Annotated in this window: 19 protein-coding genes and 1 pseudogene; 9 read left to right on the top strand and 11 right to left on the bottom strand. The window is 59.5% G+C overall.

Annotated features, from left to right (window positions below; genetic code table 11):
• Positions 1-17: 17 nt before the first annotated feature.
• The 3 genes and pseudogenes from AACY49_RS31910 to AACY49_RS18655 form a co-directional block, all read left to right on the top strand.
• A pseudogene (locus AACY49_RS31910) lies at positions 18-785 on the top strand (MCP four helix bundle domain-containing protein); the annotation flags it as partial.
• The gene (locus AACY49_RS31905) at positions 780-1,643 is read left to right on the top strand and encodes a methyl-accepting chemotaxis protein (RefSeq protein WP_408980629.1); all 864 of its coding nucleotides are present in this window, start codon (positions 780-782) and stop codon (positions 1,641-1,643) included. The pseudogene AACY49_RS31910 and the gene AACY49_RS31905, both read left to right, overlap by 6 nt.
• A 40-nt stretch (positions 1,644-1,683) precedes the next feature.
• Positions 1,684-2,871, top strand: coding sequence for a pyridoxal phosphate-dependent aminotransferase (locus AACY49_RS18655; RefSeq protein ID WP_258700506.1), 1,188 nt, complete (start codon positions 1,684-1,686; stop codon positions 2,869-2,871).
• 145 nt (positions 2,872-3,016) lie between these two features.
• Here AACY49_RS18655 and AACY49_RS18650 read toward each other — a convergent pair whose 3' ends face one another.
• From AACY49_RS18650 to AACY49_RS18630, 5 genes are all read right to left on the bottom strand, one after another.
• Positions 3,017-3,994 carry a 2-hydroxyacid dehydrogenase gene (locus tag AACY49_RS18650; RefSeq protein ID WP_339525676.1) on the bottom strand — a complete coding sequence of 326 codons (978 nt, stop codon included), beginning with the start codon at positions 3,992-3,994 and terminating at the stop codon, positions 3,017-3,019.
• 21 nt (positions 3,995-4,015) lie between these two features.
• Positions 4,016-5,314 carry an MFS transporter gene (locus AACY49_RS18645; protein WP_339525622.1) on the bottom strand — a complete coding sequence of 433 codons (1,299 nt, stop codon included), beginning with the start codon at positions 5,312-5,314 and terminating at the stop codon, positions 4,016-4,018.
• A 61-nt stretch (positions 5,315-5,375) separates the two neighbouring features.
• Positions 5,376-6,395 (bottom strand): sugar kinase, encoded by a 1,020-nt coding sequence (locus AACY49_RS18640; RefSeq protein ID WP_339525620.1) that lies wholly within the window; start codon positions 6,393-6,395, stop codon positions 5,376-5,378.
• Positions 6,388-7,170 (bottom strand): sugar phosphate isomerase/epimerase family protein, encoded by a 783-nt coding sequence (locus AACY49_RS18635; protein WP_339525618.1) that lies wholly within the window; start codon positions 7,168-7,170, stop codon positions 6,388-6,390. The genes AACY49_RS18640 and AACY49_RS18635 overlap by 8 nt, the downstream gene beginning before the upstream one ends.
• A 164-nt stretch (positions 7,171-7,334) precedes the next feature.
• Positions 7,335-8,360 carry a LacI family DNA-binding transcriptional regulator gene (locus AACY49_RS18630; RefSeq protein WP_309475878.1) on the bottom strand — a complete coding sequence of 342 codons (1,026 nt, stop codon included), beginning with the start codon at positions 8,358-8,360 and terminating at the stop codon, positions 7,335-7,337.
• Positions 8,361-8,618: 258 nt separating this feature from the next.
• Here AACY49_RS18630 and AACY49_RS18625 point away from each other — a divergent pair, with 258 nt between their 5' ends.
• Together AACY49_RS18625 and AACY49_RS18620 are read left to right on the top strand one after the other, a co-directional pair.
• Positions 8,619-11,465 (top strand): hypothetical protein, encoded by a 2,847-nt coding sequence (locus AACY49_RS18625; RefSeq protein WP_339525616.1) that lies wholly within the window; start codon positions 8,619-8,621, stop codon positions 11,463-11,465.
• A gap of 239 nt (positions 11,466-11,704) precedes the next feature.
• Positions 11,705-14,242 carry an autotransporter outer membrane beta-barrel domain-containing protein gene (locus AACY49_RS18620; protein WP_339525674.1) on the top strand — a complete coding sequence of 846 codons (2,538 nt, stop codon included), beginning with the start codon at positions 11,705-11,707 and terminating at the stop codon, positions 14,240-14,242.
• Positions 14,243-14,343: 101 nt separating this feature from the next.
• Here the strand turns inward: AACY49_RS18620 and AACY49_RS18615 are convergent, their stop codons facing one another.
• From AACY49_RS18615 to AACY49_RS18605, 3 genes are all read right to left on the bottom strand, one after another.
• Positions 14,344-14,985 (bottom strand): DUF1345 domain-containing protein, encoded by a 642-nt coding sequence (locus AACY49_RS18615; RefSeq protein WP_339525614.1) that lies wholly within the window; start codon positions 14,983-14,985, stop codon positions 14,344-14,346.
• Positions 14,986-15,176: 191 nt separating this feature from the next.
• Positions 15,177-18,275 carry an efflux RND transporter permease subunit gene (locus tag AACY49_RS18610; protein ID WP_339525612.1) on the bottom strand — a complete coding sequence of 1,033 codons (3,099 nt, stop codon included), beginning with the start codon at positions 18,273-18,275 and terminating at the stop codon, positions 15,177-15,179.
• A 14-nt stretch (positions 18,276-18,289) separates the two neighbouring features.
• The gene (locus AACY49_RS18605; RefSeq protein ID WP_339525610.1) at positions 18,290-19,447 is read right to left on the bottom strand and encodes an efflux RND transporter periplasmic adaptor subunit; all 1,158 of its coding nucleotides are present in this window, start codon (positions 19,445-19,447) and stop codon (positions 18,290-18,292) included.
• A 289-nt stretch (positions 19,448-19,736) separates the two neighbouring features.
• Here AACY49_RS18605 and AACY49_RS18600 point away from each other — a divergent pair, with 289 nt between their 5' ends.
• Both AACY49_RS18600 and AACY49_RS18595 read left to right on the top strand, forming a co-directional pair.
• Positions 19,737-20,438, top strand: a complete 702-nt coding sequence (locus tag AACY49_RS18600; protein WP_320394444.1) for a response regulator transcription factor — start codon at positions 19,737-19,739, stop codon at positions 20,436-20,438.
• Positions 20,439-20,442: 4 nt separating this feature from the next.
• Complete coding sequence (locus tag AACY49_RS18595) at positions 20,443-21,744, top strand: ATP-binding protein (protein ID WP_258700517.1); 1,302 nt, start codon at positions 20,443-20,445, stop codon at positions 21,742-21,744.
• A 136-nt stretch (positions 21,745-21,880) separates the two neighbouring features.
• Here the strand turns inward: AACY49_RS18595 and pncA are convergent, their stop codons facing one another.
• A complete protein-coding gene (pncA, locus tag AACY49_RS18590; protein ID WP_339525607.1) occupies positions 21,881-22,510 on the bottom strand; it encodes a bifunctional nicotinamidase/pyrazinamidase in 630 nt (209 codons plus the stop codon).
• A 295-nt stretch (positions 22,511-22,805) separates the two neighbouring features.
• Here pncA and AACY49_RS18585 point away from each other — a divergent pair, with 295 nt between their 5' ends.
• Positions 22,806-23,618 (top strand): crotonase/enoyl-CoA hydratase family protein, encoded by an 813-nt coding sequence (locus tag AACY49_RS18585; RefSeq protein WP_258700519.1) that lies wholly within the window; start codon positions 22,806-22,808, stop codon positions 23,616-23,618.
• 6 nt (positions 23,619-23,624) lie between these two features.
• Positions 23,625-24,455 carry an NAD(+) diphosphatase gene (gene nudC, locus AACY49_RS18580; RefSeq protein WP_258700520.1) on the top strand — a complete coding sequence of 277 codons (831 nt, stop codon included), beginning with the start codon at positions 23,625-23,627 and terminating at the stop codon, positions 24,453-24,455.
• Here nudC and AACY49_RS18575 read toward each other — a convergent pair.
• Positions 24,423-25,202: a TSUP family transporter gene (locus AACY49_RS18575; protein WP_339525604.1), complete on the bottom strand. Its 780-nt coding sequence runs from the start codon at positions 25,200-25,202 to the stop codon at positions 24,423-24,425. The two genes, nudC and AACY49_RS18575, sit on opposite strands and share 33 nt — an antisense overlap.
• Positions 25,203-25,392: 190 nt before the next feature.
• Positions 25,393-26,631 carry an acyl-CoA dehydrogenase family protein gene (locus tag AACY49_RS18570; protein WP_339525602.1) on the bottom strand — a complete coding sequence of 413 codons (1,239 nt, stop codon included), beginning with the start codon at positions 26,629-26,631 and terminating at the stop codon, positions 25,393-25,395.
• Positions 26,632-26,754 lie beyond the last annotated feature (123 nt).

Raw genomic sequence — 26,754 nt, 5'->3', positions numbered from 1 at the left:
ATTACCGAGATCATCCTATGTCACTGCGTAATCTGAACATCGCGCCTCGAGCTTTCCTGGGTTTCGCCTTCATTGCCTTGCTCGTTATCGTGCTGGGTGTGTTTGCGGTGAGCCGCATGTCGATCATCCGACAGGCCTCCGTGGACATGCAAAGCAATCAGCTACCCAGCGTCGGCTTCCTGGGCACCATGACCGAAAACGTGCTGCGTCTGCGCATTCTCTCATTCCGGGTTCTGGTGAACCGTGAGCCCGTGAGCCTGCAAGAAGCCGAAACCCGAATCGGGGTGCTGGTGGACAAGGTCAAGCAAGCACAGGCCGGTTATGCGGCATTGCCGGCCGACGGTGAGGAAGCGGCGTTATTCAAGACGTTTTCGGTCACGCTGGACAAATACCTGCAAGCCGTGCGCGAGATGACGGATCTTTCGCGGCAAAACAAACTGGAGGAAATGCGCAACCTGATCAATACCCGGGTCAAGGAAGGCACCGATCAGATGGGCGAGCAGTTGAACAAGCTGATCGCCATCAACAAGGCTGACGCGACGGCGGCCGACGTCGAGGCCAACGAGCAGTATGCCTTTGCCACCAACGGCATCATCGTGGTCTCGGTGGTTGCGGCCTTGATGACCGTGCTACTGGCCTGGCTGTTGACCCGCAGCATCCTCACGCCGCTGAACCGTGCAGTGCTCGCAGCCGAAACCATTGCCGGCGGCAACCTGAGCAAAGTCATTGAGGTCGACGGCAACGACGAACCGGCCCGTTTACTCGGCGCCTTGTCCGCCATGCAGACCAACCTGCGCAAAACCATTGAGCAGATCGCCGGCTCCGCGACGCAACTGGGTGCGGCCGCTGAAGAACTCAGCACCGTGACGCAAGAAGCGTCCCGTGGCCTGCAACAGCAAAACAACGAAATCGAACAGGCGGCCACCGCCGTCAACGAAATGACTGCCGCGGTGGAAGAAGTGGCGCGCAATGCGGTGTCGACTTCGGAAGCCTCGAACCAGTCGACCCAGGCGGCACACGAAGGTCGTAACCGGGTGGTGGAAACCGTCGACGCCATTCAGACCATGACCCACGACGTGCGAAACACTGCGCTGATGATCGAGGGCCTGGCCGCTCAGGGGCGCGACATCGGCAAAGTGCTGGACGTGATCCGCGCCATTGCCGAGCAGACCAACCTGCTGGCCCTCAATGCCGCGATTGAGGCCGCCCGTGCCGGGGAGGCTGGGCGTGGCTTTGCGGTGGTGGCGGACGAAGTCCGGGCGCTGGCCCATCGCACCGCGCAATCGACCCAGGAAATCGAGAAAATGGTGGCCGGCATTCAGAACGGTACCGGTGAGGCGGTTTCGTCGATGCAACAAAGCAATCAGCGCACCCAAAGCACCCTGGAAATGGCCCGCGCCGCAGGTGTCGCGCTGGAGCAGATCACTCAATCGATTCAGCTGATCAACGAACGCAACCTGGTGATCGCCAGCGCTTCGGAGGAACAGGCTCAGGTGTCCCGTGAAGTCGACCGCAACCTGGTGAACATCCGTGACCTGGCCACCCAGTCGGCCGCCGGTGCCGATCAGACCAGCGCCGCCACCCACGAACTGTCGCGGCTGGCGGTAGATTTGAACGCAATGGTGGCGCGTTTCGTGATTTGAGATAGGGTTGAGACTGGACCTCGCGCGTTAGGAGAAGTACATGCGCTATTCAGCCTTGACCCAACGAATCTCCGGTGACGGAGCGGCAGCCTGGAAGATTCATGATCGAGCGCTGGAGCTGCGAGAGCAGGGCGTCGACGTGCTGCTGCTGTCGATCGGCGATCCGGATTTCGACACCCCGCTGCCAATCATTCACGCCGCCATCGACAGCCTGCTGGCCGGCGACACCCATTATTCGGATGTACGCGGCTCCCACACACTGCGCAGCAGCATCGCCCGCCGTCATCAGCAGCGCAGCGGCCAGGAGGTGGACGCCGACCATGTGATCGTGCTGCCCGGTGCGCAGTGCGCGGTGTATTCGGTTGCGCAGTGCCTGCTCGATCCGGGTGATGAAGTGATCGTCGCCGAGCCGATGTACGTCACTTATGAAGGGGTGTTCGGCGCCTGCGGGGCTCGCGTGGTGCCGGTGGCCGTGCGTCCGGAGAATGGCTTTCGGGTCGAACCGGCGGATGTCGCGGCACTGATCAGCCCTAAAACCCGGGCTATTCTGCTCAACAGTCCGAACAATCCTTCCGGTGCCAGCCTGTCGTTGAAGAGTTGGCAGGCGTTGGCTGCGTTGTGCATGCAGCATGATCTCTGGCTGATCAGCGATGAGGTCTACAGCGATTTGTTATTTGAAGGCGAACACATCAGCCCGGCCAGCCTGCCCGGCATGGCCGAGCGCACGGCGACCGTCAACAGTCTGTCCAAATCCCATGCCATGACCGGCTGGCGAGTGGGTTGGATGATCGGCCCCAAGCCGCTGGCCGACCACGTGATGCATCTGTCGTTGTGCATGCTGTTCGGGATTCCGGATTTCGTCCAGAACGCCGCGCAGGTGGCGCTCGATAAAGACTTGCCTGAAGTGGCGCTGATGCGTGAGGAATATCGCCAGCGTCGCGATCTGGTGTGCGCGAGCTTGAGCGGTTGCCCGGGCATTCGGCCGATCAAGCCCGATGGCGGGATGTTCGTGATGGTCGATGTGCGCCAGACCGGCCTTGGTGCCCAAGGTTTCGCCGAGCGCTTGCTGGAAGGTTATGGTGTGTCGGTGCTGGCCGGTGAAGCCTTCGGGCCAAGTGCGGCGGGGCATATTCGCATTGGGCTGGTGGTGGATCAGGTGAAGCTGGCGGATGCGTGTCAGCGGATTGCCTTGTGTGCGGTGGATTTATTGCAAGTGCGGCGGGCTTGAGGGATTTGTGTTGTTTGGGCTGGCCTCTTCGCGAGCAGGCTCGCTCCCACAGGAGATCTGCCTTGGGCACAAATTCGGTGTGCGCCGCAGATCCAATGTGGGAGCGAGCCTGCTCGCGATGGCTATCTGAAAAACACCAAATCCCTTAACCCTTCCACGCTCGCCCATTCACCAGATTCATCGGCCGCTCCCCAGCCAACGCCGCCAACAGATTATCCACCGCACACCGGGCCATGGCCTCCCGTGTCTCATGGGTCGCCGAACCGATATGTGGCGTCGCCACCACGTTGCTTAACTGCAACAGCGGCGAGTCATGGTTCAGCGGCTCACGCTCGAACACATCCAGCCCGGCAGCGCGAATCCGGTTCTGCTGCAATGCCTCGATCAGCGCCGCTTCGTCCACCACCTTGCCCCGGGAAATGTTGATGAAGATGCTCTGCGGGCGCATCAAGGCGAACTCCCTGGCGCCGATCAGCTTTTCGGTTTCGGCGGTCAGCGGCAAGGTCAGGCAAATGAAATCGGCCTGCTGCAACAACTCGGTCAGGCTGCGGTATTGCGCATTGAAGCGCTGTTCCACCGCCGGTTTCGGCGAATGGCTGTGATACAGAACCGGCATGCCAAAACCGAAGTGCCCGCGTTGCGCCAACGCCTCGCCAATCCGCCCCATGCCGATGATGCCCAGCGTTTTGCCGTGCACATCGCTGCCGAAATGCGCTGGGCCGATGTTGTGGTTCCACTGGCCGGCGCGAACCATGTTCGCCAGTTCCACCACGCGCCGGGCGCTGGCCAGGATCAGCGCGAAGCCGGTGTCGGCGGTGGTCTCGGTCAACACGTCGGGGGTGTTGCTGAGCAAAATCCGCCGTTCGGTCAGGTAGTCGATGTCGTAGTTGTCGACGCCGACGGACACGCTGGCAATGGCTTCCAGGTTCGGCGCCAGATCCAGTAACCCGGCATCCAGTTTCAGGCTGGCGCCGAGCAACCCTTGGGCGCGGGGCAGGGCCTGGCGCAGCTTGGCCAGGCCCTCGGCGTCGAGGCTGTCGATCAACGTCACCTCGGTCTGCTCATGCAGGCGAGCCATCAGCAGTGGCGAGAGTTTCTTGTACAGCACCACCTGTTTTTTCATCGTCGTCATATCAACATCCATTCAGGAATGAGCCGCCATCGGCCGGGCCGTCGCAGCCTTGGCTACGACCCGGTCACTGGCGCCGGGCTTGAGGAAAATCGTCAGCACCACCGACAGCAGCAACGCGCCGCTCATCAGCAGATAAGACGCACCGGGCGATCCGGTTGAGCTGTTCAGGTAACCGACCAGATAAGAGCCGCCAAACGAACCGAGTGCGCCCATGCTGTTGATCAACGCCATGGCGCCACCGGCCACGTTGGCCGGGAGGATTTCCGGGACGATGGCGAAGAACGGGCCGTACGGGGCATACATGCAGGCGCCGGCAATCACCAGCAGGGTGTAGGACCACCAGAAATGTTCCGCGCCCAGGGCGTAGGAGCCGTAGAACGCAATCGAGGCGATCAGCAGCGGTGGCCAGACAAAGCGTTTGCGCTTTTGCAGTTTGTCCGAGCCCCAGGACACCAGCAGCATGCCGATCACCGCCGCCAGGTACGGCAACGCCGACAGCCAGCCGGCCTCGATCATGTCCATTTGCGCGCCGGCCTTGAGGATCGACGGTAGCCACAGCACGAAACCGTAGACGCCGATGCTCCAGCAGAAGAACTGCAAGGCGAGGATGATCACCTTCGGCGAACGGAAGGCTTCAGCGTAGTTTTTTACCGCTTTGATGCCGACTTGCTCGGCGGCCAGGGCGCTTTCCAGGTCCTGCTTCTCCTGGTCGTCGAGCCACTTGGCCTGAGCCGGACGGTCATCGGCCAGACGCCACCAGATAAACGCCCACAACACTGCCGGCAAGCCTTCGATGATGAACATCCAGCGCCAGTTGAAATGCTGGATCAGGTATCCCGACACCACCGACATCCAGAGCATGGTCACCGGGTTGCCGAGGATCAGGAAGGTGTTGGCGCGCGAGCGTTCGGCACGGGTGAACCAGTGGCACAGGTACACCAGCATCGCCGGCATCACCGCGGCTTCGACCACCCCGAGCATGAAGCGAATCACGATCAGCCAGTAGGCGTTGGAGACGATCCCGGTCAAGGTCGCCAGGCCACCCCAGAGGATCAGGCTGACGAAAATCAGCTTCTTCACGCTGTGTTTCTGGGCGTAGATCGCGCCCGGGATCTGGAAGAACAAATAGCCAAGGAAGAACAGCGCGCCGAGCAGGGAGGACAGGCCTGGGGTGATCATCAGGTCCTTGGCCATGCCGGAGGCGGCGGCGAACCCGTAGTTGGCGCGGTCCAGATACGCCAGGCTGTAGGTGATGAACACGATGGGCATGATGTACCACCAGCGGCGGGTGGCCAGTGTTGCGGTTTTCATAGTGGTGCTCCTGAGCTTGTTGTTTTTGTCGCAGCAGGTAACGGTTTTAAATCTTCAGTGACTATGCGGGCCTCATCGCGGGCAAGCCCGCTCCCACAGGACTTGCGCGCATCCCTGTGGGAGCGGGCTTGCCCGCGATGGCGGCCTCGAATTCAACGGATAACTCCCTTCGATCGGGCAACCCCTCCATATCCCCACGGCTCTGCACCGCGCGGCTGCCGATCCAGTTGGCACGCTGCACGGCGTGGGCAACGCTGTAGTTTTCCAGCAGGGCACTGATCAGGCCGACGGCAAATCCGTCACCGGCACCGACCGTATCGACCACTGTTTTCACGGGTACGCCTGCAACGAAACCTTCATCGTGATGCGTGCGGTAATACGCGCCGTGCGGGCCAAGCTTGATCGCTACGGCTTCAACGCCCTGGTCGAGGTAAAACGCCGCGATGTCGGCGGGGTCTTCGAAACCGGTGAGCAAACGCCCTTCACTCAAACCCGGCAGCACCCAATGGGCGAGGGCGGCGAGGCGGTTGACCTCGGTGATCATCTGTTGCTCGCTGGCCCACAGACTCGGACGCAGGTTGGGGTCGAACGACACGCTGCGCCCGGCATCGCGCAGGCGGGTCATCAGTTCGAAGGCCATGTCCCGGGCCGATGCAGACAGCGCCGGGGGAATGCCCGTGGCGTGCAAGTGCCGGGCCTTGAGCAGCTCCGGTGCAATCGACCGCACCGACAAATGACTGGCCGCCGAGCCGCGCCGGAAGTATTCGACAACCGGATCGCTGCCATCATCGGCGCGGGATTTGAGCTGGAACCCGGTAGGGTGTGCCGGGTCGATGTCGACATGGCTGCAATCAAGGCCTTCTTTTTTCAGCGTATCGACGACGAACTTGCCGAGAGAGTCCGCGCCAACCCGGCTCAGCCAGGCGACGTTAAACCCCAACCGCGACAAGCCAATGGCGACGTTGCTGTCGGCCCCGGCAATGCGTTTTTGGAACTGGCCGACGTCGGCCAGTTCACCGTGCTGCTCGGCGACGAACATCGCCATGGTTTCGCCGAACGACAGGATATCGATCTCAGACATGCGCAGGCTCCAGGCAGGATTGACCGAGGCGGGCGAGGGTGGCGACATGCTCGGTGGTCAGTTGCACCAGGTCGTCACCTTGCAGTGGATATTCCGCCGCACGCATCACGCCCTGGGGCATGTGTTGCAACAGTTGTCCCCACAGATGCAGGTCGCTGGCGGCCGGTGGCACCGCCACCCGTTTGCCGTCGGCCCGGCGCGCCACCGCTTTGCAGTGCACATAACCGACGTGCCGACCGAGCAACCGCGCGGCGCTGGCGGCCGACTGGTCCTGCCATTGCCAATTGCCGATATCGAAGGTCATTTTGATCGGCAGGTTGTGTTGCTCGACGTCGGCGAAGAAGCGCTGGAAGGGTTCGATTCGGCCACCGTGCAAGGTCTGGTCGTTTTCCACCAGCAACTGTACCGGGCTCTGTTTCAGCTGAAGGGCCAGCGTCTGTAGATCGTTGTTGTCGGTGAAATAACCCAGGGAGACTTTCAGCCATCGGGCGCCGAATGACTCGGCGCGCTTCAGGGTCCAGAGCAGTTCAGTGTTGGGTGTCGAGTGCCCGGCCAGCCACAACTCCAATGGTGAGGAATACACGCTTTCGAGGCCCTTGGATTGGCTGGCATTTGCCAATTGTGCAGGGTCTTCGAGGGTCAGCAGCTCTTCGCGCCATTCAATGTGTGTGGCGCCGGCAGTGGCCAGCATCTGGACGAAACTGCCTTGGCCGCGTTGGCGAACAAGGTCTGCGCCGTAGCTGGACAGGCTGATGGAAACGGGTGGTTTGTTCATCGTTATGCACCTCTGAAACCGGTTTCATTTTTAGTCAAAAAAATTTGGTTTGCGTTATGTGGTGATTTTCAGGGCCCCATCGCGGGCAAGCCCGCTCCCACAGGTTATGTGAACGCCACAGATCCTCTGTGGGAGCGGGCTTGCCCGCGAAGAGGCCCGAACATTCACCGAAGATTCCCCAGGGTCGACCCCCGAACAATCAACCGCGCCGGAAAATCCAAAGTCCGCGCCGGCCCGTCATCACCTCGCAAGCGCCTGAGCAAACACTCAAACGCACTCGCGCCAATCTCCGCCGTCGGCTGGGCGAGGGCGGTAATCCCGCTGCCCACCAGCGGGTACCAATCCAGATTATCCAGGGCAATCAGCCCGACATCCTTGAACAGATTGCACTTCAACTCACGCAACGAATGGGTGCTGGCCAGCGCAGCGATACCGTTGGCGCAGAACAGCGCTTTCGGGCCAGGGCCAGAGGTTTGCAGAAAAGTTTTCAAGTAGCCGGTCAGGTCGCTGCCCGTTTCGACCACCGCGCCTGAGAGCGCCGGGCGCTGCGCAATCTGAGCCTTGAAACTGCTGACCCGCTCGATCCGCGAACTGGTGCCGTCATAAGGCTCGGTCACCAACAGCACATCGCGATAACCGCGTTCCTCAAGGTGGGCAATGGCGATCTCGACGGCAGCCGGATTATCCAGCCCCACCAGGTCGCTATCGAGCTGCTCGACCTTGCGATCCACCAGCACCATGGGCATTTCGCGATGCAGTTCGCGCAGCTCATCCCGATGGTGGCCGAGGGTGTTCACGATCAAGCCTTCGATGTTGTACGAGCGCAGCAACGCCAGGTGTTGGCGCTCCTGCTCGTCATCGCGATCGGTGTTGCACACCACCAGGCTGTAGCCGTGCTGACGGCAGGCGGTTTCCACCCCGTGCATCACGGCAATCGAATAAGGGTTACGGATATCGGCCACCAGCATGCCGATCAGGCGGGTACGCCCGCGTTTCAGGCCGCGGGCCATCTGGTTCGGGCGGTAGCCCAGTTCGGCAATCGCCTGTTCGATGCGCAAGGCAATGGCATCGGAGAGCAGGGCGCGGTCATCGCCGATGAAGCGCGAGACGCTGGCCTTGGAGACCCCGGCGTGTTCGGCGACGTCGAGCATGGTCACGCGGCTGCGTTGGGCGGCGGAGAAATCGTTCACGGTGGGTGTCGACCTTGTTATTGGAACTGAGTTTGTCTGGTTCTGAAACCGGTTTCAGATAACAACAGATGACTGCGAATCGTCAAGACATGGAACCCGACACAATGATTGGAACCGGGTAAAACAGACAAACGGTAGTTCTACCTGTCAGAACTGACAGTTGGAAACATTAACTAACAAGCGTCTAATTTCCCCGCCAAGCAACAAAAAACAACGAAGCCAATACCCGAGCAATCCACATCAATCGGTGAGAAAACTATGACCCCGATGCCGTTGAAACAATACCGCGACATTGCCAACGGTCCACTGGCGAAGCCGCTTTCCGTGGAGGGCGTTGACGATACCGACCAGGAAGGACATATCTCTCGCGAGATTCTGCGTAACGGTACTCGTATCGTCATTCCTTACTGGAGCGAGCCAGAAGACGACGATGAACTCTGGGTGATGTTGCGTCAGAACGGTGTGGTAAACAGGCTCTACACAGTCTTTTATCCAAAACCACTGAGCGCTTCTTTTTTATATTTCGATTTGACGTCACAACACTTGGCAACCGATGGCATTGCGTGGGTGTATTACAAAGTCTGGAAAGGTTCGGGTGGTAATGATGACCCCTCGCCCGAAAGACAACTCACTATAGATCACACACCGCTTTTAACTTTGGAAGAGCCGATGTTCCCTCACGCCACACCTTGGGGGTATCTGAATAACAACACGAAGCCGCCATTGACAAGTGGCGCCACAGTTGCAATGCCCGCTTCTACTAATGTCGCCTTGCCCGGGGATTTGGCTAAGGTTTATTGGCAGGGGTATCCGAGTCTGAATGGCAGTGGTGTACCGGTGCCGGAAACTTATGGCGTGTGGGATCGGCTGTTGTCCGAGCAGGATATAAAAAACGGATATGCGTTAGTTGTACCGTTTGAGCCGCACATAAGAACGCTATTTGATAATGACTCGGCAGTTGTTACATGTCAGTTGTTCAGGGCGAAACGACTTATTGCAGAGTCAAAAAAAGGCTTGGTGAAAGTTGACAGGGTAATACCTGGTGAAAGTGGCCCGTCCGGGCTTAATGAAGGAGATAGGGAAATGACAGCACAAGAGAAGTTACCACGGAAAGTAAGGGCCAACCCTCCGAGGATCGGTGAGGAATGGATTGGTATACAGGCGACATCCGTTAGCGTCGACAAGCTGGCTGATGAGTCTATAGCGATCAGTGTTCTGGATTCGGGAGAGATGACTTTCAAGTTGGCTCGTTTCACCGAGGAGGATGATCTCGATGAAGTGGATGTTTACTTTGCAAAAACAGGCGACGCCATGGCGCTGCTGAAAGGTTTCATTCCGCTTGGGCCGATCGCTGGCCGTGATCCGGTTGCGATGGAGATTAAGGTTCCGACAGATGAATTCAAAGAGCTATCCCAGCCGGCTACCCCCACGGGCTATCAGGTGCAGTTGGTCGTTTACAAAGGTAGTGCCGGTAACGACGACCCTTCGAACATTGTAACGTTCAACATCGACCGTACTGCGCCGTTTGAGGTCAAGTATCCGACACGCAAAAAGAATCCACCGACGCCTGCTCCCACCTTTGTCAATGCCCCGGTGGATGCTCAAAGGCTTGTCAACGAAAACTGGATAAAAGATCCTGCGAACGCGGATTTAAAATTCACTGTGTTTGTCGGTTATCCATTGCGTCGTCTTGATGATGAACTTCGTGTTTTTCTGACGTCGGGCAGTGTGAAGCTAGAGGTGTTCAACGGTACCGTTAACGCTGCTGGCGAATTCACGGTACCCAACACTGTATTGCGCGATCTCCCGAATGGGCGGGTCACGATCTCTTATAATTGGACAGACCTGCCTGGGAACTTTAGTGAAAATTCCGTTCCAGCTGCCGTATTAACTCTCGGGCTGGCGTTGGATCCTAAACTGAACAAAGGACCTTTGGTTCCGAAAACCGATCCGAATCGAACCACGCCGATCTATCTGGACGACATGGTGGCCAACGATGTGTTTGCGATTGTCGAGCGCGCGTCCATCGATAATGCGGAGCCGGGCGATCAGATTACTGTCTATGCCGAGGATCCGAATGATGTGACGAATTTCGTGGACTTTGGTACTCAACCACTTGCAAGTGTGGATTTGAGTTTTCAGCTCACTTACAAAGATAAACTTGAAAAAATCTTTGATTCGTCGACCGAGACCAAAGAAATCAAACTCTGGTTCGAACTCACCCGGGGAGAGGAAATGTTTTCTTCGCCAGATACCTACATCTGGCTGGCATTTGATCACGCAGGGGGAGTCAATCCGGCTTTACCTGACTTGACGAACCCCGACGCCGTGTTGCCCGTCGTCACCGGAGCTTCCAAAACGCCAAACGAACTACTCCCCGGCGATCGTGACCAATCGGGCGAATTCAAAGTAACTCTAAAACTTACGGATCCAGCTATTACGTCAGCGGAAACAGCCAAGTGCTATTTGAATAATCAATTTGTGGGTGAATTTTCACCTTTTGTTGACGCGGTAGAGTTCAGTGTTCCCATCAGCGCTGACATTATATCCAAACTGCCCACTCCCATGGTTCCAGCCTACTGGACGATTCAGAAAACGGGCGTTGACAAGAACGTAATCAAGTCCTTGCCCGAGACCGTGAAGGTCAATGGCAAGAAAATTGATTTGTTGCCGCCGACCATCAGGATCCGCAACCCTGCGGTCAAGAATCAAATCGATTGTTATGCAATGAACAATGCCACTACCAACTGGCGACTTGCGGTGACCATCCCCAAGGATCCGGTCAATCTGCCGCAAGGGAAAATCATTATGGTGCATTTTGCAGCCTACAGTGATGCTGCTGGTAATAATTTGATTTCCGGCACAGAGGATTCCCAACCTTATACCATCCAGGCCGCCGGGACTGTTGACGTTGCAAGTGTTGCCAGTGCAGCCGTATTCAAGGCAGCTCAGCCGCGTCTGGGAACAAGGGCATTTGGCAAGTATTGGTACACGGCCGATATCGGCGGTTTGCAAACTTCGGTGCCGATCATCAAGCCGCTGGACACGATTACTTCCAGTGGTGAGTACTGTGACCGGTTGGCTGCTCCTCCAGCCACGCCTTGATAATTAGATATTGAAAGAGGTCTATCGCGAGGGAGATTAATCTCTCTCGCGATATCGATATTTTTCTGTGAAGTAGCAAGCCATAAATCCCATCGATTTGCAGATAATTCCTACTGGGCCGAGGAATATTCCTACATCTAACTTTCAGATTGCTGATTAGTCTGTCAGACGTTTTTTGGGGCGATTTTTCGTTACGTCAGAAAAATCGCTTTCGGATTTGTTTGCAGTGCGGAGTTCTCATGCCCCTACCATCAAGTTTCAAACATTGCAAAACTACAGGATGCTTGTTTACCGCAATTGTCCTCGGCACACCCGCGGCTCACGCCAGAACACTTCTTCCTGGTGAAAGCGCGACTATTACCAATCCACCTGCGCCAGAGGCATGGGTGGTATCCCAAGGTGGGACACTAACGATCAACGGTGCCAGCGCTCTGTCGATCAGTTCGCAAAATGCCACTGTCATTTTCGACGGTGGTCAAAGTGCGCGGATCGAGGGCCGTGAGGGTTCCAGGCTCGCACTGACAGGTGCGACAGTGAACAGCGCATCGGGCAGAGGAGCCATTGCGCTTAGTGACAGCTCTGCCACTATCGATAACAGCACCATCACCAGTACCAACAGTTTTGGACTTCTTCTGGGACGTAACATCAATACTCCGACATCGTCCAGCGCGACGGTTACGGGCAATAGTGTAATCACCGGCGCTGCTGGGGGCGCGAATGCCGTGGGTTTTGCGGTGTTGAACCTCGAAAACTCAACTGTTCGTGGCACCCGTGCAACCAGCTACGGCGTCCAACTGGGCGGCGCAACACTCTCTGCGACGGGCAGCACCATTTCTGGCGGGCTGGATGGCCTGCAAATCATCACTGACAATACCGGTGTCAACGCCAGCACCGTCACGCTGAACAGTACCCGCGTGACGGGGGAGACTGGCTCGGCGATCGTATTGGGTTCATCCGGCAGTGCCGGAACCGTCGCGAATATCGAAGTGCTCGGCGGTAGCGAGTTGATTGCCGGCAACGGTACGTTGTTACAGGCGAGCAACCGCTCCACGGCCAACCTTAAAGTAGATGCCAGTGCGTTGAGCGGCAACGTCGTTGCCGATACCGGCAGCACGGTTGCGCTGCTGATGCAAAATGGGGCTTCCCTTGACGGTAATTTGCAGAACGTCACTCAGACCAGGCTCGATACACGCAGCACCTTGAACGGCAACGTGCAAGCGGTAGCTGGCACTGGAGCCACGGTCAGCCTCGACAATGGATCGGTGATCCACGGCAACCTCGACAACGTCTTCAGCTTGTCGTTGAACAACGGTAGCACCTTGACCGGCGACGTACTCACAGACGCCAATGGCAGCGTAGTGCTGGACAATGCCTCGGTGCTGACGGGGCAAATCAACAACTCCACCCACTTGAATATCAACAACGCCGCACAATGGGTGTTGACCGGCGAGAGCACTGTGCAACGTCTGGCGCTGAATAACGGCGTGGTGCGCATGGGCACGAACGAGCAGTTCCAGCAACTGAACGTAGGCGACCTTTCCGGCAGCGGCACCTTTGTGATGGGCACCGATTTGGGCAACGGCAACACCGACTTCCTGAACGTGACGGGCAACGCGAGCGGGCAACATCGATTGCAGATTTCTGCGACTGGCACCACCCCGGCCACTGCCGAACCAGTGAGAATCGGCAATATCGCCGCCGGCGATGCGAGTTTTTCGCTGGGCACGCGTGAAACCGTGGACGCGGGTACATTTGTATACCGGCTGGCAAAGGACGGTCAGGGGCTGTACCTGAGTCCGGACAAGGAAACGGTGAGCACTTCAAGTAATACGGCACTGGCTCTGGCGGGCAGTGCGCGCAGTGTGTCGAATGCCGAAATGGCCATGCTCAATGATCAGATCAGTGATCGAGGGCTCAGCGCCCGGCCTGATGCATCGCTTCGCGCGGCCAGCGACAGCAACACCACTGCGCTGAGCAACAGTGTCTGGGTTCGTACTTACGGCAATCAAACCAATGTCGATAACGCCTATGGCGATGGCTATACCCAAAACCAGACCGGTATTACCGGCGGTGCCGATACATTGGTCGAGCTTGGCGGTCGCTCGTGGGTGTTGGGCGGGTTTGTCGGGAGCAGTCGTACCTACATGGATCTCAAATACGGATCCAGCGCCACCGTCGACAGCCTGAATGCCGGTGTTTACGGCAGTACCTTCGATGTTGAAAGTGGTGTGTTCGTCAACGTCATGGCCAAGATCAACCAGTTCGACAACAAGGCAAAAGTCACCATGAGTGACGGCACGCGGGCCAAGGGCGACTACAAGGCTTTGGGCGCCAGCGGTTCGGTGGCCGTGGGCAAGCATATTCGCCTGGAGGACAACTACTTTGTCGAGCCGCAAGTCCAGGTTGCTGCCGGTGCCACTCAAAGCGACAGCTACCGACTCGACAATGGCCTGCAAGTCAAAGCCGATACCATGCGTTCATTGCAGGGCAAGGTGGGTGTCAGAGGCGGGCGTGTCATAACCCTCGACAATGGCAGCCTGCTGGAACCCAGTCTGTCGTCGGCGGTTAATCATGAGTTTGTGAACACCAATGAGGTGAAAATCAATGACGACCGCTTTGATGATCACCGCGCCAGTAGTTCGATCGAGTATGGAGCGGGTTTGAAATGGACACCGGCTCAACGCAACTGGCAAGTATCCGGCCAGGTCGGTGGCAGTAAAGGCACCACTGTCAGCCAGGAGTGGAGCGGTAGTTTGAGAGTGAGCTATTTCTTCTGATGAACGTTGTTTCTATGAAATGACCTAAAAAAATGCCCCCGACAATAGTGGGGCATTTTTTTTGCTTTCTGATTGAGTCGAGATCACGCCAGTGGCAGCCATCAGCCAAACAGGCCCGCCGCGATATTGATCGAAAACCCGAGAATCGCCGTGTTGAACAGGAAACCGATCAACGACTGCGCCAGCACGATTTTGCGCAAGTCGCGGGTGGCCACACCTACGTCCGCCGTTTGCACGGCCACGCCGATGGTGAACGAGAAGTACAAAAAATCCCAATAATCGGGCTTCAACTGCCCCTCGGCAAACCGCAGTGCAGGCTCCTTGCCTTCCCAGGTGTAGAACAGCCGCGCGTAATGCAGGCTGAAAATCACCCCGATCAGCAACCATGAGCCGATCACCGTCAACCCGGTGAAGCCGTAGTGCAACAGCCGGTGATAAGTGTCCAGATCCTTGCTGTCCGCCAGTTGGAGGGTGATGGCGGCGAGGCTGGCCAGTGCAGCCATGCTCACGGTGAACAGCACCAGCCCGGCGTTCTCGTCCTCGACTTCGGCAATGCGTTTCACGTCATCGGCTTTGGAGCGCATCGTCAGCCAGACGATCAGCACCAGATACGTCCAGACCCCGGCGTTCCAGCCGATGAGGATTTTGCCGAGGATCGAATTGGCTGGCGCCAGAATGCCCACCGCGATACCGAACGTGGCAGCGGCGGACAGGCGAGGGTGGGTGCGGGCGAGTAGGGGCATGGAGGCTCGATGCGTCTGGGCTTTGCAAACACCATAGCCCAGCGCAGTCTGTTGTGACCACAAAGCTGAATCCAATGAGATCGAATGTGGGAGTGGGCTTGCTCGCGAAAGGGCCGTCACATTCAACATTGACATTGACTGACACGCCGCCCTCGCGAGCAAGACCGTTCCCACAGTTGATGAGTGTTTGGTCAGGTGTTTTTATGGCGTTTGCGCACCAGCTTCATTACCACCACAAAAAACACCGGCACAAACACCACCGCCAGGGTTGCGGTGATCATCCCGCCGATCACCCCGGTGCCGATGGCTTGCTGGCTCGCCGAACTGGCCCCGGTGGCAATGGCCAGCGGCACCACGCCAAGGATGAACGCCAGCGACGTCATGACAATCGGCCGCAACCGCAGGCGCGCAGCTTGCAGGGTGGCGTCGATCAGGTCGTGGCCTTCGTCGTACAGGCTTTTGGCGAACTCGATGATCAGGATCGCGTTCTTCGCCGACAGGCCGATGATGGTGATCAGCCCGACCTTGAAGAACACATCGTTGGGCATCCCGCGCAGGGTCACGGCCAACACGGCACCGAGTACCCCCAGCGGCACCACCAGCAGCACCGACGTCGGAATCGACCAACTCTCGTACAGCGCCGCCAGGCACAGGAACACGATCAGCAGCGACAGCCCGAGCAGAACCGGTGCCTGGCTGCCGGACAAGCGCTCCTGCAACGACAACCCGGTCCATTCCTGACCCAACCCCGCCGGGCCTTGCGCCACCAGCCGTTCGATTTCCGCCATGGCTTCGCCGGTGCTGTAACCGGGTGCCGGTTCACCGGAAATGCTGATGGCCGGGTAGCCGTTGTAACGGGTCAACTGCGCCGGGCCCTGGGTCCAGTTGGGCCGGACGAAGGCCGACAACGGCACCATTTTCTCAGCGTTATTGCGCACATGAATCTTCAGTAGATCGGTCACCTGACTGCGTTGATCGCCTTCGGCCTGGACCACCACCCGTTGCATCCGCCCCTGGTTGGGGAAGTCGTTGATGTAGGCCGAACCCACGGCGGTGGACAGCACGTTGCCGATGTCGGCAAAGGAAATGCCCAACGCGTTGGCTTGCTTGCGGTCGACTTCCAGTTGCACCTGTGGCGCTTCGGCCAGGGCGCTTTCGCGCACGTTCATCAAGATCGGGCTCTTCTCGGCGGCGGCCAACAACTGGCTGCGCGCCTGCATCAGCGTGGCATGGCCGAGGCCACCACGGTCTTGCAAGCGGAACTCGAAACCGCTGGACGTGCCGAGGCCATCGACCGGCGGCGGCAACACTGCAAAGGCCACGGCGTCCTTGATCTGGCTTAGAGCCATGTTGGCCCGGTCGGCAATCGAACTCGCCGAGTCGTCGCTGCCCCGATCCGACCAATCCTTGAGCGTGGTGAACGCCAACGCGGCGTTCTGCCCGCTGCCGGAGAAGCTGAAACCGAGAATCACCGTGCTGTCGCCGACGCCCGGCTCGGTGGCGTTGTGGGCTTCGATCTGCTCCACCACATTAATTGTGCGGTTCTTGCTCGCGCCCGGTGGCAGTTGAATGTCGGTGATGGTGTAACCCTGGTCTTCCACCGGCAGGAACGAAGAGGGCAGGCGACTGAAACACAAGCCCAGACCGACCAGCAGCACGCCGTAGATCAACAGGTAACGACCGGTACGCTTCAACGCATAGGCGACCCAGCCCTGATAACGCTCGGTCAGTTGTTCAAAACGCCGGTTGAACCAGCCGAAGAAGCCGCCCTTGGCGTGATGCTCGCCCTTGGCAATCGGTTTGAGCAGCGTTGCGCACAGTGCCGGGGTCAAGGTCAGGGCGAGGAACGCCGAGAACAGGATCGACGTGGCCATCGACAGCGAGAACTGTTGGTAAATCACCCCGACCGAGCCCTGCATGAACGCCATCGGAATGAACACCGCCACCAGCACCAGGGTGATGCCGATGATCGCGCCGGTGATCTGCTTCATCGCCTTGCGCGTCGCGTCCTTGGGCGACAGGCCTTCGGTGGCCATGATCCGTTCGACGTTCTCCACCACCACAATCGCGTCATCCACCAGAATGCCGATGGCCAGCACCATGCCGAACATGGTCAGCACGTTGATCGAGAAGCCCAGCGCGAGCATGGTCGCGAAAGTCCCCATGAGCGCCACCGGCACCACCAGCGTCGGAATCAGCGTGTAGCGGATGTTTTGCAGGAACAGGAACATCACCGCAAACACCAGCACCATTGCCTCGCCGAGGGTATAGACCACTTTGGTGATCGAGACTTTGACGAAGGGCGAGGTGTCATACGGGATCTTGTATTCGACGCCGGCCGGGAAGTAGTGCGCCAGCTCATCCATCTTCGCCCGCACCAGCGTCGCGGTGCTCAGGGCATTGGCGCCCGGCGACAGTTGCACGCTGACGGCGGTGGACGGTTTGCCGTTCAGCCGCGTGGAGAACTGGTATTCCTGACTGCCGATCTCGACCCGCGCCACATCGCCGATGCGCACGGTGGAGCCGTCAGGATTGGCCTTGAGCACGATGTCGGCGAACTCTTCAGGTGTCGACAACTGGCCTTTGACCAGAATGGTCGCGGTGATTTCCTGCGTGGTGCGGGTCGGCAAGTCGCCGATGCTGCCGGCGGAAACCTGAGCATTTTGCGCAACGATGGCGGCGTTGACGTCAGCCGGGGTCAGGTTGAAGCCGATCAGCTTCTGCGGGTCGATCCAGATCCGCATCGCCCGTTCGGCACCGTACAACTGGGCCTTGCCAACGCCGTCCAGACGCTTGATCTCGTTCATCACGTTGCGCGCCAGATAATCGCTGAGCGCTACATCGTCGAGCTTGCCGTCGCTGGAAGTGAGGGTGATCAGCAACAGGAAACCGGCGGAGACTTTCTCCACCTGCAAGCCCTGCTGGGTGACGGCTTGCGGCAAACGTGACTCGACCGCTTTGAGGCGGTTTTGCACATCGACCTGCGCCATCTCCGGATTGGTTCCCGGCTGGAACGTCGCGGTGATGGTGGCGCTGCCGAGGCTGCTCTGGGATTCGAAATACAGCAGGTGGTCGGCGCCGTTGAGTTCTTCCTCGATCAGGCTGACCACGCTTTCGTCCACGGTCTGCGCCGAAGCGCCCGGGTACGTGGCGGAAATTTCGACTTTCGGCGGTGCCACATCGGGGTACTGCGCCACCGGCAACTGCGTAATGGACAACGCACCCGCCAGCAGGATGAACAGGGCGACCACCCAGGCGAATACCGGGCGGTCGATAAAGAACTGCGGCATAAAAAGCGTCCTGCTTACTGACCAGAAACCTGGGCAAGTGGAAGAGGGGTGTCGTCGATCTGGACTTTTTCACCGGGGCGCGCATGTTGCAGGCCTTCAGTGACGATGCGGTCGCCGGGTTTGAGACCGCCGGTGACGATCCAGCGATCGTTCTGCACCGCGCCCAGTTCTACCGGTTGCTGGGCGATCCGCTGTTCGGCGTCGAGCAACAGCACTTGGGCAACGCCGGCGCTGTCACGCTGGATGGCCCGTTGCGGCACGCTGATGCCTTGCTGATTGAATGCTTGCTCCAGACGCACGCGAACGAAGCTGCCTGGCAGCAGGTCGAGGTCGGGGTTGGGGAATTCGCTGCGCAGAATGATCTGACCGGTGCCCGGGTCGACAGTGATGTCGGTGAACAACAACTTGCCCGGCAATGGATAGAGGCTGCCGTCGTCCTGGATCAGCGTGGCTTTGGCCTGACCTTGGCCCACTTCCTTTAACTGGCCGGAGCGGAACGCGCGGCGCAGGTCGTTGAGTTCACGGGTCGATTGCGTGAGGTCGGCGTGGATCGGGTTCAATTGTTGAATCAGTGCCAGTGGTGTGGTTTCGTTCTGCCCGACCAGCGCGCCTTCGGTCACCAGCGCTCGGCCGATGCGCCCGGAAATCGGCGCCGTGACGGTGGCGTAACCCAGGTTCAGCTTCGCCCGTTCCACGGCGGCTTTGTTGGCGGCGACATCGGCGGAGGTCTGGCGGGCATTGGCTCGGGCGTTGTCGTAGTCCTGAGCGCTGATGGCGTTGCCTTCGATCAACTGGGCGTAGCGCTGCTCTTGCAATCTGGCCTGGAACGCATTGGCCTCGGCCTTGCGCAGCGCGGCTTCGGCGCTGTCCAGGTCGGCCTTGAACGGTGCCGGGTCGATACGGAATAGAACGTCGCCTTTTTTTACGTCGCTGCCTTCGCGAAAGGAACGTTGCAACACCACGCCGGCGACACGGGCGCGGATTTCGGCGATGCGCGGGGCGGCAATTCGACCGCTCAATTCGCTGCTGATCGACAAGGGGCTGGCTTCGATGGTTTCGATGCGCACTGTGGCAAGCGGGGCCTGTTCTTCGGCGATCGAGGGCTGGTCACAAGCGCTCAGCGTCAGCGCCAGTGCAATCAGGCTGAGCCGGGCAAGCAGATTCTTTGACATGGAAATACCCCAATAATGACCGCTCTTATCCTACGGGGGGCCGGCGAGGGTAGCGGTGAAGCTTTGTAGGCGCTGTGTGAAATTGTGTAAGGGTTTTGCTCATGGGCGTGTGAGGGCGTATATCCTTGGCGGCTTGATTCCTTTGCGCCTGGTAAATCGCTATCGCGAGCAGGCTCGCTCCCACAGTGGTCTGGTAGTGTTCACAGAATTTGTGTCCACATGAAATCCCTTGTGGGAGCGAGCCTGCTCGCGATGACGATCTATCCGGCGCCACCGTCTGGAAACACCCATGCCCAACATTCTCCTGGTCGAAGACGACACCGCGCTTTCCGAACTGATTTCCAGCTACCTGGAACGCAATGGCTATTCGGTCAACGTGATCAGCCGTGGCGATCACGTGCGCGAACGGGCGCGGATCAATCCGCCGGACCTGGTGATCCTCGATCTGATGCTGCCGGGGCTCGACGGCTTGCAAGTCTGCCGCTTGTTGCGGGCCGATTCGGCGACCTTGCCGATCCTGATGCTCACCGCCCGCGACGATAGCCACGATCAGGTGCTAGGCCTGGAAATGGGCGCTGACGACTATGTCACCAAACCCTGCGAACCACGGGTGTTGCTGGCCCGGGTGCGGACCTTGCTGCGCCGCAGCAGCCTCAGTGAACCGCTGACCGCCAACGACCGCATCCTTATGGGCAACCTGTGCATCGACTTGTCCGAGCGCACCGTGACCTGGCGCGAACAGCCGGTGGAACTGTCCAGCGGTGAATACAACCTGCTGGTGGTGCTGGCCCGGCATGCCGGCGAAGTGCTGAGCCGCGACCAGATTCTGCAACGCCTGCGCGGTATTGAATTCAACGGCACCGACCGCTCGGTGGACGTAGCCATCTCCAAGCTGCGACGCAAGTTCGACGACCACGCCGGCGAGGCGCGCAAGATCAAGACCGTGTGGGGCAAGGGCTATCTGTTCAGCCGCTCCGAGTGGGAATGCTGAAGCCATGTTCAGAATCCTGTTTCGTCTCTATCTGGTGACCATCGTCTCGTTCAGCGCGGCGATCTACCTGGTGCCGGACCTGGTGATCCAGGTTTTCCATGAGCGTTTTGTCACCTACAACCTCGATTACTCCCGAGGTTTGCAAACGCTGATCGTCAAGCAGTTTCGCGCGGTGCCTGTCGAACAGTGGCCAGCGCTGACGGCGGAGATGGACAAGGAGTTCCAGCCGCTGCACATCGTGCTGGCCCGCAACGACGACGCCGAATTCACTCCGGACGAACGTGAACGCTTGCAGCGCGGTGAGAATATTGTGCGCATCGGCGACTGGGGCTGGCGCACCCTGGCTGTGGCGCCATTGAACGAGCGGATGGTGGTGGAAATGGTCGTACCGCCGGACCCGACGGACGTCAGTTGGTTGTACTGGAGCATCAACGTGCTGATCGGCGCGACCATGCTGGCCTGTCTGTTGCTGTGGCTGCGCCCGCACTGGCGCGACCTGGAGCGCCTCAAAGGCACCGCCGAACGCTTCGGCAAGGGCCACTTGAGTGAGCGCACGCAGATTTCCCCGAGTTCCAACATCGGCAGCCTGGCCAACGTCTTCGACACCATGGCCGGCGATATCGAAAACCTGCTCAACCAGCAGCGCGATCTGCTCAATGCGGTGTCCCACGAACTGCGCACGCCGTTGACGCGGCTGGATTTCGGCCTGGCCCTGGCGCTGTCCGACGACTTGCCAGCCACCAGCCGCGAACGTCTGCAAGGTCTGGTCGCACACATTCGCGAACTGGATGAGTTGGTGCTGGAACTGCTGTCTTACAGCCGATTGCAAAACCCGGCGAGCTTGCCGGAGCAGGTCGAGGTGTCGCTGGATGAATTCATCGACAGCATTCTGGGCAGCGTCGATGAAGAGCTCGACTCACCGCAAATCGTCATCGATGTGCTGCTTCATGGCCAGCTCGAACGCTTCTCGCTGGACCCGCGATTGACCGCCCGGGCGATCCAGAACCTGCTGCGCAACGCCATGCGCTATTGCGAAAAACGGATTCAGATCGGTGTGCAGGTGTGCCCCAAGGGGTGTGAGATCTGGGTGGACGACGACGGCATCGGCATTCCGGAAGAAGAGCGCGAGCGGATTTTCGAGCCGTTCTATCGGCTGGATCGCAGTCGGGATCGAGCCACTGGCGGGTTTGGGCTGGGTTTGGCGATCAGCCGCCGGGCGCTGGAAGCGCAGGGTGGAACGCTCACCGCGCAAGCGTCGCCCCAGGGTGGGGCGCGGTTCCGACTTTGGTTGCCGACATCGGTTTAACGCCTGTCCTGGAGTCACTCCTTTGCGGGTTTTACTCGATCCAAATGTAGGAGCGGTGTAAGTCGCCATGCAGGGGGGGGCAACGGGGGCAAGCCCCCTCGCCACAAGGCATCACCAGCCACAGTTTTTTGAGTGTTCAGTCGAGTAATTCGGCTGACTCAATCAACCCGACCCCCGCCACCTGCATCCGCTCAATCGCCGCCGCCAGCGAGCCTTCCAGATCAATCGCCCGACAAGCATCCAGCACCACAAACGCATTGAACCCCGCCGCCCGCGCATCCAGCGCGGAGAACATCACGCAGAAATCCAGTGCCAGCCCGACCATGTAAACCGTGTCGATGCCGCGCTCTTTCAGATACCCGGCCAGGCCGGTGGTCGTGGTTCGATCCGCCTCCAGAAACGCCGAATAGCTGTCGATGTCCGGGTTGCAACCCTTGCGGATGATCAATTGGGCGTGGGGCAGGTCCAGTTCCACATGGAATTCGGCGCCGGGCGTGGCTCGCACGCAATGCTCAGGCCAGAGTGTCTGCTCGCCGTAAGGCAACTGAATCACATCGTAAGGCTTGCGCCCCGGATGGCTGGACGCGAACGAGGCATGGCCCGGTGGGTGCCAGTCCTGGGCAATGATGACCTGCTTGAATTGACGGCCGAGACGGTTGATCAGGGGCACAATCAGGTCACCTTCCGGCACCGGTAGTTGACCGCCGGGAATGAAGTCGTTCTGGACGTCGATGACCAGCAAGGCCGCGCGTGAAGAAATTGGCATGGGTAGGTTCCTCCTTGGAAAGTCAGGCGCAAGCGTAGTGACAATTTCGCTCATGCGCTAAGCCGGCTTCGCAATAATTTCGGTGGTGCGGCCAATCGCGAGCAGGCTCGCTCCCACAGGGGATGTGTGAACGCCGCAGATCCAATGTGGGAGCGAGCCTGCTCGCGATAGGGCCGGCACGGACACCATGGAACTCAGACCAGTCCCGCATTTGGCCGAACCGCTGCCTTACTGCCTGCACGGATGCCTTGTTATAGTTCGGGCCTCATTCTCTGCCGGGTAAAGGATCACTGCCATGTCTCAATACACCGCCTTCAGCGTCGAACTGGCCGATAACATCGCCCATGTGCAGATCAACCGTCCGGAAAAAATCAATTCGATGAACGCCGCGTTCTGGAACGAGATCATCGAGATTTTCCAGTGGGTCGACGATACCGACGAAGTCCGGGTGGTGGTGCTCAGTGGCGCCGGCAAGCATTTTTCTTCCGGCATCGACCTGATGATGCTGGCCGGTGTGGCCAACGAACTGGGCAAGGACGTGGGCCGCAACGCGCGCCTGCTGCGTCGCAAGATCCTCGCGCTGCAAGCGTCCTTCAATGCCGTCGACAACTGTCGCAAACCGGTGCTGGCGGCGATCCAGGGGTATTGCCTGGGCGGCGCCATCGACCTGATTTCGGCGTGCGACATGCGTTACGCGGCCCAGGACGCACAATTTTCCATCAAGGAAATCGATATCGGCATGGCGGCCGATGTGGGCACTTTGCAACGCTTGCCGCGGATCATCGGTGACGGCATGCTGCGTGAACTGGCTTACACTGGTCGCACCTTTGGCGCCGATGAAGCGCGCAGCATCGGTCTGGTCAATCGCGTCTACAGCGACACCGCCAGCCTGCTTGAAGGCGTGATGGGCATTGCCCGTGAAATCGCCGGCAAGTCGCCGATTGCCATCACCGGCACCAAAGAGATGATCAGCTACATGCGCGACCATCGCATCGACGACGGCCTTGAATATGTCGCCACCTGGAACGCCGCCATGCTGCAATCCTCCGATCTGCGCGTGGCCATGGCCGCCCATATGAGCAAACGGAAACCCGAATTTCTGGATTGATTAACCATGACTTTACGCTGGACCACCGCAGTACTGGACACCGATCAACCCGGCGGCTGGGCCGTGGCGCGCAGCCCCGAAGGTTTTTTGTTCGATGACAATGGCGCGCTGTTTCCACGGGAATGGCTCAAGCGTCAGGACTTGTCGGTTCTTGCCGAGCACGGCATCGGGCACCTCGATGGTGAACCGGTCTACCTGCTGGAGCTGCGCAGTCACAGCGAAGTGCCGGGCTGCAACTGGAAAGGCCTGCGGGCGTTCATGCTCGAGGGCGATCACACCGTCTACAAGATGCTCGGCTATGCCGCGCAAATCGGTACCTGGGCCCGCGAGCATCGCTTTTGCGGCAACTGCGGGCTTGCGATGATCCAGGTGCCGCGTGAACGGGCGATGTACTGCGAGCCGTGCGATTTACGCCACTATCCACGGATTTCACCGAGCATGATTGTGCTGGTGACCCGTGGCGACGAGGTTCTGCTGGCCCGTTCGCCACGCTTTGTCACCGGGGTCTACAGCACGTTGGCGGGGTTTGCCGAGCCGGGTGAGTCGGCAGAAGACTGCCTGATTCGCGAGGTTCGCGAAGAGGTGCAGATCGAGGTCAAGAACGTCCAGTACATGGGCAGTCAGTGCTGGCCGTTCCCGCATTCGATGATGCTCGGTTTTCATGCCGAGTACGCCGGGGGCGAGATTGTCTGTCAGGAAGACGAGATCGAAGACGCCCAGTGGTTCAACGTACGCGAACTGCCGCCGTTGCCGGCATCACGCTCGATTGCCCGTTACCTGATCGACGTTTACGTGGCGCGGCGCTTAGGTCACGCTGAACCAGTGCTGCCAGGCTAAGCGCACGGTCAGGCCGAGCACCACGGTGATGAACACCGGGCGAATGAATTTCGCACCGCCGCTGATGGCGGTGCGCGCGCCGAAGAAGGCGCCGACCATCACCGACAGGCCCATGCTCAGGCCGATAATCCAGTCCACCTGGCCTGACAAGATGAACACCGACAGCGCCGCGATGTTGCTGACGAAGTTCATGCTGCGCGCCACGCCGCTGGCCTTGACCAGGTCGATGGGGTAGAGCAACAAGCTGCTGACGGTCCAGAACGCCCCCGTTCCCGGGCCGGCCACGCCGTCATAGAAGCCGAGGCTGAAGCCTTGGCTCGATTGCCACTTTTTCTTGATGGGTGCGTCGCTGTCCAGCGGCGCTTTCGGCGTGCCACCGAACAGCAGGTACAGGCCGCAGGCGAAAACGATCACCGGCAGCATCTTGTTCAGCCATTGCGCCGGCAAGTAATGAGCGACGATGGCACCGGTGAGTGCACCGATTAGCGTGCCGACGATGGCGTGCATCCATTGCCGTGGATGAAACAGTTTGCGCCGGTAGAAGGTGAAGCTGGCCGTGGCCGAGCCAAAGGTCGAACTGAGTTTGTTGGTGCCCAGCACCAGGTGCGGCGGCAGGCCGGCAGTCAGCAGCGCCGGGGTGGTCAACAGACCGCCACCGCCAGCGATGGCGTCGATGAAACCGGCAATGAAAGCGACGAGAGCCAGAACGGCCAGGGTAGTGAGGTCAACACTGAGTTCGAAGGGCATGGAATGGGCTTATTCGGCAGGTCGCAGAAGAGGGCTGCGGGGAAGGGGCGGTATCTTACCCATATCCAACTTCTGCGGCGACCGGTCTGCCATCATCGCGAGCAGGCTCGCTCCCACAGGGGATCTCTTACATAGCACAGATCAATGTGGGAGCGAGCCTGCTCGCGATGGCTTACTGGTAGGCGCTACATCACTTTCGGTCGAGCCCATTACCGATCTGCCACACAAACGGCGGTTCAGTCCCGTTAATCGCCCAGTCCCCGACAATCCGCGCCTTGTAGATCAGCGGATTGTGCGACGACACGGTTCGCGCATTGCGCCAATGCCGATCCAGCGATTTGCCTTCGCGCACATCCGAAGCCCCGAGTGCATTGAACAGCGCCGTGGTCGCCCGCTGGATCAATTCCGCGACCACCACCTGAGCCCTGGCCGATTCGATTTCCGCCGCCACATTCGCCGCCCGTTCCTGCGCTTCATCCCCCGAGAACCGCGCCAGATAAGCCCGCTGCGCCGGTTGCGCAGCTTTCAGGGCACTGGCTTCGGCGGCATATACCCACGCCGCCACTTCACCGACAACCTGCTGCACTTGTGAATCCTCGCTGACCCGCTGTGCATTGCCATGGCTGTAGATGCGCTTGCGCTCGCGCACCTGATAAGCCACATCACGTAACGCGGCGCGGCCAATCCCGGCCAGGGTCGCCAGCAGCACCAATTGATAAAACGCCGTCTGGTATTTGAAGCGGGTGGCGAAGTCGATGATGTTCTCGGCGTCCACCTCGGCCTCGATAAACCGCGAGGTGCCGCTGCCAGTGGTGCGTTGGCCGAAGCCGTCCCAGTCATCGCTCTGCACAATCCCCGGCTGGCGTGTGCGGACGGCGGCAATCACATCGCCGCCGGTATCGCTGCGCTGGGCATAGACGTCGATCCAGTCGGAGAAAAGGCTGCCAGTGCTGTAGAACTTTTCACCGTTGAGCCGCCACTGATCGCCGTGGGGCGAGACTTTGGTGATCACATCGCCGATCGCCACGGTGCCGATCTCGGTCCAGGCATTGCCGACGATGTCACCGTCGACAAAGCGTTTGAACCACAGATCCCGGCCCGGCCCCGGCGGTGAGTTCAAGCGGTCCTCGACAAAGGCGAAATGCCCGCGCAGGGCCTGGGGCACGTTGGAATCGGCTTCGGCCAGTTCGATCAGCAGCTCGAACAATTGCGGCAGGGACGCGCCGCCACCGCCGTACTCAATCGGCACCCGCACGGCGCCGAAGCCAGCTTCCTTGAGCCATTGAATCGGCTCATAAGGCAGGCTGCGGGTCTGTTCGCGCTCAACGGCACCGGCGGCAATGTGCTGGAAGATCGGCCGGAATCGCGCGGCCAGCGCTTCGTAGTCAGTGCCAATGGACAGCGGGTTGATTATTTGGTGTTCGGTCATGGGACAGCTCCTTGGAACGGCAGTGAGTGTCATAGGGGATTGCACGGTCCATGCCGACATTCATAGTCCTGTCATTGCGGGTTGGTATGTGGGTTATCCCCACTGCAACTGTTGCCGTACCAA

The organism is Pseudomonas sp. EL_65y_Pfl2_R96 (assembly GCF_963970905.1).
GTDB lineage: Bacteria > Pseudomonadota > Gammaproteobacteria > Pseudomonadales > Pseudomonadaceae > Aquipseudomonas.
This window is presented reverse-complemented; position numbering and strand designations above follow the sequence as displayed.